General features: G+C 49.0%; 3 protein-coding genes. 2 read left to right on the forward strand and 1 reads right to left on the reverse strand.

Features of this window, described 5'->3' with window-relative positions:
• Nucleotides 1-171: 171 nt before the first annotated feature.
• Nucleotides 172-6852 carry a translocation/assembly module TamB domain-containing protein gene (locus tag QUB33_RS28210; RefSeq protein WP_333357561.1) on the reverse strand — a complete coding sequence of 2227 codons (6681 nt, stop codon included), beginning with the start codon at nt 6850-6852 and terminating at the stop codon, nt 172-174.
• A 457-nt stretch (nt 6853-7309) separates the two neighbouring features.
• Between QUB33_RS28210 and QUB33_RS28215 the strand changes: the two genes are divergently transcribed.
• Together QUB33_RS28215 and murQ are read left to right on the forward strand one after the other, a co-directional pair.
• The gene (locus QUB33_RS28215) at nt 7310-7684 is read left to right on the forward strand and encodes a DUF3110 domain-containing protein (protein ID WP_333357564.1); all 375 of its coding nucleotides are present in this window, start codon (nt 7310-7312) and stop codon (nt 7682-7684) included.
• Nucleotides 7685-7910: 226 nt separating this feature from the next.
• Nucleotides 7911-8825 (forward strand): N-acetylmuramic acid 6-phosphate etherase, encoded by a 915-nt coding sequence (gene murQ / locus QUB33_RS28220; protein WP_333042206.1) that lies wholly within the window; start codon nt 7911-7913, stop codon nt 8823-8825.
• Nucleotides 8826-9026: the final 201 nt, after the last annotated feature.

Raw genomic sequence — 9026 nt, forward strand, 5'->3', positions numbered from 1 at the left:
TCTTGCACTTTACTCTCGATCGCGCGCTCGAATAACCCAGGCTACGTCAAGCGCTATCGCTTATTCAGCAAGCCCTACTTACTGTTATCAATTTGATTGCTTGTCTTCTTTTCACATTCTCTGCTCCTAATTGAGGATCTTCAGCTTTTTGGAAACTGTATTTTTTGCTAACTAAAACCTCAATTCATATTCAGCAGTGACGCGATTGTCTCCTTGAAAATTACTGGAACTTCTGAGTAAAAGTTTATCGCTCAATCGATAGCGCACAGTAAATTCTGTCGGTTGATTGGCTGACAAAACTCGAATGATTGATGCTGAAATATTGCGCGTGATGTCAAACCCAACTTCTAAACCTAAACCGAGAGAACCCGCACCTGAACTGGAACTAGCACTTTGTGCTTCGTTGCCTCTAATTCGAGTGGGAAATAAGCGGAATTCGCTCAATCCTGTGGCGTTGGTAATCGCAGATTGAAGGTTGTTCAATAAACCCGCACCGGCTAAATTTGCGATCGCCAGCGTACTGTCTCCCTGTCCCAAAGTCTGCACGAAACTGCCGCCCAACAGCGCTACAATCTCTGTTTCCGATCGACTCGGAGAACTCCTCAACTCCAGACTTTCCGCCAACTGAGAAGCCCTTCCCTGCACTAACGCTTGAATTCGGACACTCCGCACATTGCCGAAACTTGTCGGTTCGTCTGCGATTTCAGAGGCTACAGATGTGCCGGGAGTGCGGAACCGCGTTACTTCCTGCACCGAAGTTGCTAATCTCACATCCAGCGTCGGATCGAGTCCTTGTCCTGGTACAAAGGTAGCTGTCTGCGCGTATCCTCGATCGAGTCTAAACTCTGTCGTAAATAAATTCACAGACCCGGAAGTCAACCGAATTGTACCCTCCGGGCGAAGGTCATCTAAAGTTCCATTCACCGTCAAGCCCCCAGTCGCCTGAAAACTCAATATCGGCGCACTCGTTACCCGAATTCCCCGGCCCAAATTCAGCCGCAAATCGTTCAGTCCAACTTCAAAGGAAGGGGAAGTCGGAGTCGCACCAGAAGGAGAAACCTCAGTTGTAGGGGAAGCAGAAACGTCAGTCGCAGGGGAAGCGGAAGATGTAGAAGGAGAATCGGAAGCAGAAGAAGAAGAAGCTAACTCAGTTGTGCCGCCGCCGGGACTCCGGAGAAATACTTCGCCGTTGTACAGTTCAATATTACCGCTCAACTGCGGGCGCCTAGCCGTACCCCTTGCCTGCACTTGACCGACAACGCCCCCGCTGTACAATCCTCTGAGATTCACTGCTAACTTGTCGAGATTCACAGCCAAAGGATTAGCCGCATCGACATCGCCCTCAGCAAAAGGCACAGACAGCGGAATCACGCCAGCGGCGACAACTTGTCCCTGACTCAACTGTCCCCGAATTCCCTCTACCCGAATACGATCGCCCTCGAAGCGCACCGTCCCAGTTAGCCCTGTCAGCGGTTCTGGGAAGGCTTGCGCGCGGACAGTTGCATTTTCAAAATTCGCAATTCCTTGCGCTACACGGTCTTGCAGCGTTCCTCCCACGCGAATTTGCACCTGTCCCTGGCCGCTGACCCACGCAACTTGTGGAGTCAATACATTAATAATTGCCAAACCTTCATTTTGCAAATTCGCCCTCAAATCGATTTGATCGCTGTCAGGTTTCACGGCTGCAAACGGCAACTCAAAAGGCAAACTTCCCTGCACCTCAATCGGTTCGGTTTGAGTTACCAAAGCGCTGCCGCCAAAATTCAGGCGGGCGTTGCTGTAACTGAAACTACCGTCAGCTTGTTTAATCGGTTCTCCGTTTAGCGTACCCTCAAGCAAACTCAATTCCCCGGTGGCTTGCGGGTTTTCCAAACTGCCGGCCAAATTTGCCCGCAAATTCAAATTTCCCGTGACATCCACAAAAGGCAATTCCACCAGTTTTGCCAACTCTTCCACGGGCACATTTTCTACCCGCAACTGCCCGGATTGAGCTTTTTGTCCGAGTTGTCCCGAAAAGCCGATCGCACTTTTTCCCGATCGAATTTCCAAAGGCAAAACAGTTAAAATCCCTTCCTGAAAACTGCCTTCAATGCTGAACTTTTCAGCGACATATTGTCCCCACTGCCAGTTATCGCCTTTCACGTTAAATTGAGCTTGCACACCCGTTTGCAAAGAACCTGCGACAGCAATTTCCGCGCCAAAAGTGCCTTGCAATTGGGATAAGGGAGGCAATTTTTCTGATGATTTTACTGCCTGCTGCTGCTGCAAAATTGTTTCAATTTCTGCCAAACGGCGCAACTGTTCGATTAGCGGCGCTTCTGGTTCTCCCACTGCTACAGTTTGCACGTCGCCACTGTCACCGTAAACGGGAGGTTTTACGCCTCTAGCCAAGTCGCCTAAATTGAAATATTGCAAAGCGGTTAAAACCTGTTGCAAATTGCCTTGCTGGACGTTAACTTTCCCGGCAAATTGCGGGTTGGCGCCTGTTTGAACATTGCCGGAAATTAAGTATTGACCGCTGCCTTGGCGGAAAAGTCCGTTTGTGAGAGTGGCGCTGCCGTTAGCGTAGCTGAATTCGCCTTGGAAACTGTCACCTTTAATGTAGCCGATCGCCGGTTGGGCGATCGCAATTTGTCCGCTTGCTTGCAAAGTCGCCGGATTTAACGGCATCTTCCAACCGGGCACATTTACTTGTCCCGAAACCGTACCAGTTATCGGCCCCAAACCAGCCTCTTTCCCCGGTGCGAGATTCAAAGCAGCGAGGGGAAAATCGCTTAAATTAACTCGCAAAGTTTCTCCCTCGGTTTGGCCCCTAGCCACGGATTCCCCGCGTTGAATTAAGAAAGATGTCGGCAGAAAAGATTGATTTAAAGCTACTTCAATTTTGTCTTGGCGACCGGCCAAACGCAAATCTACACTTTTCCCAGCATCCGCATTCACACTCCCCGCCAGTACCGGGTCAAAAGCGACTTGATTTACTGCTAAATCCCGCACCTCCACGTCGCCAACTAAGCTGAGTTCGGCGAGGGTTCCGGTGAGGCTGCCGGTAAAATCTACATTGCCGCGCAGGGGTGGGTTTTGCTGTGAGGAATTTTTGTCCGCAATTGCAGACAAAAATCCTACCTTTTCTGCCGGTAAGGCTTCCAGATTAAAGTTGGCGAGTTTGACATCCAAATCTAAGTTGGAAATTGAGGGCCCTCCTTTACCTTCGAGTTCGACGTTAACAAAGCCGTTTGCTGTCAAACCGGGAGTTGTGGCGTTCTCAATTTCCACCCGTTTGCCGTCCCAATTAAATACTGCCTCAAAAGGTTGTTTCAAAAACGGCAATTCCGAGATGCGGAAACTGCCGCCGGCGCGAACATTTTGTAGGGGCGGTGCCCCCGTGCCCGCCCCCATCAGCCCGGATAAATTGATATTGCCGTTAAACAGTCCTCCAAGCTGGGGGAGATTTTGGGCACCAGATACTACATCTCCGGTTTGCAAGCTTTGTCGCTGCGACTCAAAGGCTTGCTGGAAGGGACTTAGAGCAATTTGCTCGCCCTGTATTGACGCGCGCCAATTCCCCGATTCTGCGCGGCCTTTAGCATTGACAATTCCTCCGCCGTTGGCGAGTCGAATTTGTCCGTCGCCGTTGGCGGTGATGCCGTTGGCGGTTAGATTGTCTACTGTTCCCAAAATGCGGACTTTGCCGTCGAGGGTTCCGTTAATTTCTGGCGGTAAATCCGCTGTCAGCAAACCTGTTTGTTTGAGGGTTTGTTCTAAATTACTGACGGCAATTCCGTTCGTTTCCAGCAATGCTTGCAAGTTGCCGTTTTCTAATTTGGCCGTAGTATCGATCGCCCCGAGTCGATCGACCACAATCACTCCCTCTCCGCTACCACTAATTCCCTTGGCTGTCAAGTTATCCAAACTGCCGGCTGCTTGGAATTCGCCGTTAACTCTGCCGTCAAATCCTTTAGGCAAAGTCGCCGTCAGGGTCAACAGTTGGGTACTGCGGATTGTTTGTTCTAAGCGACTGAGAATAACTCGATCAGCATCGGCGAAAGCTTGCCAGCGTCTGCCTTCTAATTTACTTCTAAAAGCAAGAGTACCATCCCCTATATTGAGTTTGCCGCTGCTGCTGACGCCTATCTCAGGGGCGGTTGAATTATCAAGACTGCCGCTGGCTTGAATTTGATTGGATATTTGTCCGTCAAGCGATTGGAGATTTTGGATTTTGGATTTTAGATTGTTGATATTGGCGACTGTTTGGGGATTGTCAGCAGCGAAAGCTAAGCCAACATCTAACAGCGGGAATCCTAAATCTCCTAAGCGCCTGATGGAAGTGCGATCGGTTTCTGCTGTTGCTTGCCAGTTTCCCGCTACCAATTCTCCTTTTAAATTAACATCACTGCCAGCAAGATTGAGTCTGCCGCTGCCGCTGGCATTGATGCTGCTAGCAGTAAAATTGTCAAGACTTCCCGATGCTGTAAATTGACTCGATAGCAGTCCGTCAATCGATTTGAGATTTGAGATTTTGGATTTGAGATTGTTGAGATTAGCCGATTGCTGATTTTCGGGATTGAATGCTGCAGCAACATCTAAAATCGGTAGTGTCAAATCTACCAAGCGGCTGATGGAAGTGCGATCGGTTTCTGCTTTTGCTTGCCAGTTCCCCGCTACCAATTCTCCTTGTAAATTGACATTGCTGTCGGCAAAATAGAGCCTACCGTTGCTACTAAAATTGACTCCGCCAGCAGTCAAATCGTTAACATTTCCCGCAGCTTGAAATTCACCTGCTAGCTGTCCGTTTAACGCTTTAAAATTTTGGATTTTAGCTTCTAGATTCTCCCGATTTTCTGGCGTTTCCCGTGTTAATAACGGCAAGCCAATATCAATTAATTGATTGACTGCAACTTTTTCCGTGTTGCCAAAAACTTGCCAGCGACCAGCTTCTAGTTCGCCATTAACATCAACAATACTGTCAGCAATATTCAGCGTTCCTTTGCCCGTCGCAGCGATCGCATTTAAACTCAAATCGTCTAGAGTTCCCGCAGCTTCGGCGGTTCCGCTGAACAAACCGGCTAGTTCAGGAGGCAAATTAAGGTCTGGCAGGGCTTGCTGCAAACTGTTCAGGGCTACGCGATCGCCCTCAATCAAAGCTTGCCACTGACGGTCTTTTAGCGCAGCATCCACGTTAACAGAAGCGTCGCCAATTTTCACAACCGTATTTTGCAAATCCGCCGAATTTCCTCCGGCTCGAATTTCGCCCGCAGCGGGGAAAGTCCCTTGCGGTGCTTGCCATTGAACTCTAGCTTGAATGTTGTCTAACGGGCCGAAAATTTGAGCTTTTGCGGACACACTGCCAATTGTAACAGTACCAGGAATTGGGAGAGCGTAAATTTGGGCGAGATTATCTGCGGGTAAGTTTTCAGCTTGCAAGTCAAACACCAAACCAGATGGCGACTTCTTATTTTTTAAAGCAATATCAACTTGACCTTTGCCGCCAAGTTTACCCCCCGCCGCCGGCACTACCAAAATCTCGCTCAAAGTCAAAGCTAAAGAGGAAAAAGGGCGAATAGAAGATTTAGAATTTGGAGTTGGGGTTTGAGCCATTCTCCCGCGTTCCAATTTGAAATTAGTGCTAATATTGTTTAATTGCAGTCGATCGACCGTAGCGGGTTTTGTCGAGGCGATCGCACCTGTGAGCACCGGCAGATCAACAGTTCCAGTTAGCTTGGCATCCGCCTTCACCTCCCCCGCAAAAGCAACGGGCAATACTACTTTCTTCCCTAACTCTGTCTCCACCGCACTGACAACACTTGCGAAAGCCACTGGTTGCACGTTAGTTGTCAGATTGAAGCTAGCGTTCTCCAAATTAAAATTAGTTCCAGTTGCAACTGTTCCTGCTATTCTCAGCGGAATTAGACCGTAATTAGCCGCCAGACTATCGACAATAATATTAGTTCCCTGAAACCGCAACTGACCGCTGCTATTTTGTATGATTTGTTTCAGTGGAGCAATACTCGCTTGCACTCCTCCAAAACTAGCTGCGCCGGTAATTCCCGATACTTTATTCTCTCGCACTTGCACGGTTAAATTGCCATTAGCTAGACCTTTTTGTAAAGAAATGCTGGAAAGCCTTAGCAAGCGAGCGAGGTCGGGCAAAGGCAAATTTTGACCTTGCAACTGCAGGTTAGTTTGAGCTGCAGGTAAGATAGAATCAGCTTTAAGTATAAAATTATCGCTGTTAGTAAACTGACCGTTTACTTCGTAGAGAACGCGCTGATTTTGGTCGCGAAATAGAGCACTGCCATTTTTCAGATTTACAGAAATAGGAGCCGAAGTTGTCTGTCCGACTGCGGGGCGCGGTACCAAAACTGCGGCGGTATTTTCAGCTCGAATTGCTTCAACTTCTGTTTTAAATAAACCCGGAGATTTCTGCTCCGCAGTTGGAATATTAACCCAGCGGCCTTTAGCATCCTGTTCGATATAAGCGCTGGCTTTAACTAAGGTAATATCTAATTTGAGATTGCGCGTGAACAGCAGTTGCAAAACCGAAAACTTTACTTTAACTGCTTCTGTAGAAGCGTAATCCGGATCGGTAGGAGTTGCAGGTAAAGTCGATCGGCCAAACTGCAAACTTGTCAGAGAAAATCCCTCCAAACGTCCGAGTTGCACGGGCCGCTTCAGCAACTGACTGACTTCAGTTTCCACCAAAGGAGCTAACTTTTCCCGCACCCACTGGTATCCTACCGCCGCCCCAACCAAAGCGAGAATACCCAATCCCGTACCGCTAAGCAGCAGCAGACGCCACCAGCGGCGGTGGGGACGGGGTGCGAGTTGATTTTTGTTATCGTCGGAGTTAGTCATGGGTGTTTCTCAGAAATCAGAGAATTCAGGAATTAAGGGAATCAGCCAATTTTAGACAGGTATAATTTCTGTGATTCGCCAGTGCGCCTTCTGCCTTTGGTAGACTCAGAATTGAGGTCGGAAGTGCCGATCCCCGGATCGATCGCAGGCAAAAGGCACGCCCCCACTCCAGGGTAGACTCCAGAAACCTTTACCGAACTTAATCAAAACACGCAACATCACCTAAAACCAAGTCCTCCAACTCCCCCAACTCCTCTAGGTTTCCCCCGCTGTGCAGGATCGGCGGTCAATATAAAATCTCAAATATCAAACCAAGTCGTCCAAATGCCCCAATTCCTTTCGATCCCGCCAGTGCAGGATCGCTGGTCAATCTAAAATCTAAAATATAAAATTTAAAATCGGTTGCCCGATCGCTTCTAAGATAAAAAAACGGTGGTTAAGAAGGTCTTTAAAACTTATGCGAGTGTTCGTCTTACTCTTCAATGCCCGCACCGAGAATGAGGGAATTCATACCATTCAACTCGGCGATCGCAATAAAGTTCTGATGTTTGAGTCAGAAGACGACGCCACCCGCTTTGGCGTGATGTTGGAAGCTCAGGATTTCCCCGAGCCCACTGTCGAGGCGATCGACGAGGAGGAAATTAAGGATTTCTGCAACAGTGTTGATTATGATTGGGAACTCATACCGGCGGGGGCGCTGGAGATTCCGCCAGAAAACAATGTAACACAAACTCAGTGGCAGCCGGAGCCCGAGCCGGATCTCGATCCGGATTCTGAGGTTTCCCAAAACGAACTGGATTCTATTCGCCGCCGACTCGAAGGACTTTTGTAAAAGGAAGGTTCGGGAACGGATTCTGTAGCGGATGTAACGGATGGATATTGAGATTCGAGGCTCGATGTGAAGAAGGAAGAGGGAAGAAGGATAAATTTAATCTCTTCCAGCGTACTCAATCAAGGGCTTCATTTGTAGATACAGGCTTGCAGGCTGAACCTGGGACTCTCTATGTCTCCTGACTTCGCTTGAAGGCCGACAACTGACAATTAACAACTGAGAAAAAATGAAGAATTTGGAAGAACGGGGCCATCTGCTGACTGAACAGGTGAATACCAACAGCGAGAATTTAGACCAACTCAGTTCGATCGAATTAGTGGACTTGTTCAACCGGGAAGATGCCCAAACCTTAAGCGCGATCGCCCGTGCCCGCGAACAGTTAGCCCAAGCGATCGACATTGCAGCCGAGTCTCTGCGTCAAGGAGGTCGCCTGTTTTACGTCGGTGCTGGTACTTCCGGGCGTTTGGGGGTGCTGGATGCGGCCGAGTGTCCCCCCACCTTCTGCACGCCGCCAGAACTCGTACAGGGCATAATTGCTGGGGGTGCGGGGGCTTTGGTGCGGAGTTCGGAGGATTTGGAGGATCGGGCTGAAGATGGGGCTGAGGCGATCGCCCACCGTCACATTACCAACTTAGATGTAGTTGTCGGGATTACGGCTGGAGGTACGACGCCGTTTGTCGCGGGCGCTTTGCAGGCGGCACGCCAGCGGGGGGCGAAGACTGTGTTTATGGCCTGCGTACCCGTCGAACAAGTGAATTTTGAGGCTGATGTTGATATTCGGTTGTTGGTTGGCCCGGAGGTAGTGGCGGGTTCGACGCGCTTGAAAGCGGGTACAGTAACAAAAATGGCTTTAAATATCATTTCGACTGGGGTAATGGTGAAGCTGGGGAAGGTTTACGGCAATCGGATGGTTGACGTGGCGGTTACTAATAAGAAATTGCGCGATCGGGCTGTGCGGATGTTGCAGGATTTGACTGATTTAAGCCGGGAGGAGGCGGGTTTTTTGCTCGAAAAAAGCGGCAAGTCGGTTAAATTAGCTTTGATGATGCACTGGACTAATTTGGAGAAGGAAGAGTGCGATCGAATTCTGGGCGAGTTTCAAGGGAATTTGCGATCGGCTGTGGCATCAATTAGTCAGTAGTCAGTAGTCATTAGTTATTGGCGATTAGTTATTGATTATTAGTTAAATCGTGTCCGCTCAATTCCCTCCGCTTCGCTTCGCCCATAATTGCTGTAGGGGCAGATTAACGAACGATCTATATTGATCAATACTCCGGACAGTTTTTAAAGAGGGATGCGACGCCTACGGCAAGCAACGCTTACGCAATAAATCACAGAAGCG

This window comes from Microcoleus sp. B3-A4, assembly GCF_036705385.1.
GTDB lineage: Bacteria > Cyanobacteriota > Cyanobacteriia > Cyanobacteriales > Microcoleaceae > Microcoleus.